This window comes from Streptomyces sp. NPDC022910, from assembly GCF_055561075.1.
This window is the reverse complement of the sequence record NZ_JBVHHL010000143.1, coordinates 1-3,054: the sequence shown is the minus strand read 5'-3', so window position 1 is coordinate 3,054 and position 3,054 is coordinate 1. Positions and strand designations below refer to the sequence as shown.

The 3,054-nt window shown below is 65.5% G+C and carries 3 protein-coding genes and 1 pseudogene; 3 read left to right on the top strand and 1 reads right to left on the bottom strand.

Going from position 1 to position 3,054, the window contains the following annotated elements; translation table 11 throughout:
• Positions 1-45 precede the first annotated feature (45 nt).
• Complete coding sequence (locus tag ACZ3TS_RS42670) at positions 46-351, bottom strand: NAD(P)-binding domain-containing protein (protein ID WP_467628562.1); 306 nt, start codon at positions 349-351, stop codon at positions 46-48.
• A 241-nt stretch (positions 352-592) separates the two neighbouring features.
• Here ACZ3TS_RS42670 and ACZ3TS_RS42665 point away from each other — a divergent pair.
• The 3 genes and pseudogenes from ACZ3TS_RS42665 to ACZ3TS_RS42655 form a co-directional block, all read left to right on the top strand.
• Positions 593-931 (top strand): annotated as a pseudogene (locus ACZ3TS_RS42665) (VOC family protein); the annotation flags it as partial.
• A 296-nt stretch (positions 932-1,227) separates the two neighbouring features.
• On the top strand, positions 1,228-1,746 hold the full coding sequence (locus ACZ3TS_RS42660) for an HAD domain-containing protein (RefSeq protein WP_467628559.1): 519 nt from the start codon (positions 1,228-1,230) through the stop codon (positions 1,744-1,746).
• Positions 1,747-2,012: 266 nt separating this feature from the next.
• Positions 2,013-2,831: a DUF4253 domain-containing protein gene (locus ACZ3TS_RS42655; protein WP_467628556.1), complete on the top strand. Its 819-nt coding sequence runs from the start codon at positions 2,013-2,015 to the stop codon at positions 2,829-2,831.
• Positions 2,832-3,054: the final 223 nt, after the last annotated feature.

Here is a 3,054-nt window from a genome sequence, read left to right as displayed (position 1 = left end):
TGGATCAATCCACCCGCCACCGAAGCCGCACCCGACACCGCGTCATCACAGGCCGCACAAGCAGCCTGACGTCTCATCCGGATTGACAGCTACCGCGGAGACCGCATCACCCACCGCGCTCACTGCCGTGACCCCGGTAGCGTGCTCCCCCACCGCACGGGCCTTCTCCTCCGTACGATTCCACAGCCGAACCTCGTGGCCACTGTCTCCGAGCCGCATCGCCATCGCGGCCCCGAGTGCGCCTGCTCCGAGAACAGCGACGGTGGAAGGGTGAGACATGGAAGATTCCTTTCTGCTTCCCCCTGTCCATCTTCCGTCGGCACCCGGGCCTTCCTTGGCAAGGAAACGCAGCGCCCTTCACGAGCAGTAAGCCGAACATCGCGAGTCGGACAGGACGGCGGCATCCCGCTGGCCTGGTTCCCAACCCGCTCGCGATCCTCCATCCTGCGCACTGCCGCAACTGCTCACCGAGCGCACTCACATCGGCCCCGCTGGGCCCGAGATCTGCGACAGTCGCCCGAGCTTCGATATCGGTCCTCCGTCGCCCTCTGCCGAAGCCATAGGGGGCAAGAACGATATTCGGGCGTCCTCCATGGTCGAGGGCCTCTTCGCCGACCAGTGCACCGGACTCGATGGCGTCCGCTGTGACATCGCGATGGTCCGGACCCCGGACGGTCACAGCCGGCTCGAGCTGGCGAAGTACCGCAGTCCCGCGGTGATCAGCGCCGGGCCGCGCAACCGGCCGCACAACATTCTGGGCACGCACCGCGTCATGTTCGCCGTCGACGACATCGAGGACACCGTTGCCCGCCTGCGCCCTCACGGCGCCGAACTCGTCGGCGAGATCGCCCGGTTCGAGGACAGCTATCTGCTCTGCTACCTCCGCGGCCCGGAGGGCATCATCGTCGGACTGGCCGAGCAACTGCGCTGAGAAGGAGGAACCGAACCACTTCCATCCCGTCTGCTGTCGACCCACACACCGTGGAGCGGGCGTGGTTCATGTCGTCCAGGTGGCCAAAGGCTCTCGCGTACCCAGAAACCTCTGGAGTTCCTCAACTCATCTTCACGGATGAGCACCTGCGTGGGAACTCGAAGCACTGCCTCTGAGCAGGGGAAGAGCCGTCGTCGACTGTCGTCATCTGTCGTCGTCTGCCACTCTGGGACGGCCCAGAGACGGCCCAGGGCAGAGAGTGTCACTCCCCCGCCACGCCGGGCTATTGTGCCGCCGTGACAAGCGCAGCGGAGCGCCCCATCCTTTTCCTCGACGTGGACGGCCCACTCATCCCGTTCGGGTTGTCATCCAGTCGCCTACAAGCTCCTGCTTTCGACTCCCGGACGTCCTTCGACCAGGGGAATCCGCTGCTTGGGCGGCTTAACCCCGGCCTTGGGCCGCGTCTCATGGCCCTGGGCTGCCAGCTCGTGTGGGCTTCGACGTGGATGGAGGATGCAAACGTGGCCGTCGCCCCACGCATCGGGCTGCCAAGGCTGCCCGTCGTGGAGTGGCCGGACGTCAGCGCCGACGACAGCCCGCGCGGCCTTCACTGGAAGACCTGCCACCTTGTCGAGTGGGCCAACCGCCGGCCGTTCATCTGGGTCGACGACGAGATCAGCGCCATGGACCGCCTCTGGGTCGCTGCCCAACATGCTGGGCCATCGCTGCTTCATCGTGTCGACCCAAACATGGGCCTCGTAGACGCCGACTTCTCCGCGCTCGCGGGTTGGCTCCGTGCCGTTGCGCCGAGATGAGTACCGCTTTAGGAGCGAGGTCGCCTGGAGATCGGTGGTTCGCCCGCTGGCCTGCACATCCAGCATCTGTACGGCGTTCATGGCTCCGGCCGTGGTTGACCACGGTTCGCCCTGATTCCCCGCCAGATGTGGCACGGCAATGGCACGCGGCCCCATTCGCTGGCGCACCCCGCGGGTTCCCCGTGAGTCCCGCCCGTTATGGCACGTACGACCCGGGTGGGATTCGGGCTTCGTTGCTTGCCCGAGGCTGCCCATAAGCTCTGCGTATGACTGAGAGTTCCATCGAAGCCTTCCGCGACCTACCCGCCGACCTGCCGCCGGGCCGTCTCTTGGGGCCCTCCGAACAGATGCAGGCGTATGGCTCCGCACCCGCCCCCGTGATGTGGATCAGTAGTGAGCCGCTCCAGGACGCCGGCGCCTGGTGGCAACGCCTCCACATCAGCCGTCAGGAAACGCACTTGTATCCCGTGCTACTCGGCTACCCAGACGACTTCCTGCAGCCGCTTGAACCTTCTGAAGTCGACGTGACCCAGTATCTACAGGAGGAGTGGCAGCACTTCCAGCGCAAGCGTGCGAAGTGGGCGGCTGAGGATGCCGAACTGGCGGTGCCGGAGGGCGTCGCACCGTGGCCGGAGGATCCCGGGCCTACCTTCGAGAAGTGGCCAGGGCTGGCGCCCGCTTCTGCCGAGGGTGAGGACTCAGACCAGCACGCAGCGGCAGTGGCACTGTCGCTCGCAGATTGCGATATAGCCCACTACGTTGCACTCGTGCCGGTCGGGTGCAGCGCCGACATACCCGCCGCGATCGGCTGGCTCGGCATGACCAATCACACGGGCTCCCGGGAGCTCTCGGCTGTCCTGAGGTCGTGGGAGGACCGCTTCGGGACGCGCGTGGTCGGTATGGCAGGCGCCAGTCTGTACGTCTCGGTGGCCGCCCCGCCCACGAGCATGGAACAAGCCCAACTGCTGGCGCTGGAGCACTACCTGCTGTGCCCGGACAACATCGACCAGAATCCCGATGTGGTGTTCTCCACGTACGCCCAACGGCTCATCGGCAACACGGGATGGTACTTCTGGTGGGATTGACCGCGTCGATTACGGCCGACCACGGGATGCGATCAGTACTTCTGGAAGTGACGAGCTAAGTCTGTCACGTGCGGCGGCTCACTGTAGCTGCCCCTGTGACCTGCGTGGACGCCGGGATTAGCTGTCATTGAAGTTCCCCCCTGATCTTGGACAGCGGATGCTTACGCTGCGGGGGTGAAGTCTTGCTGCAGCCTGGCTCGGGTTTCGAGTGGGGTGAGGTACC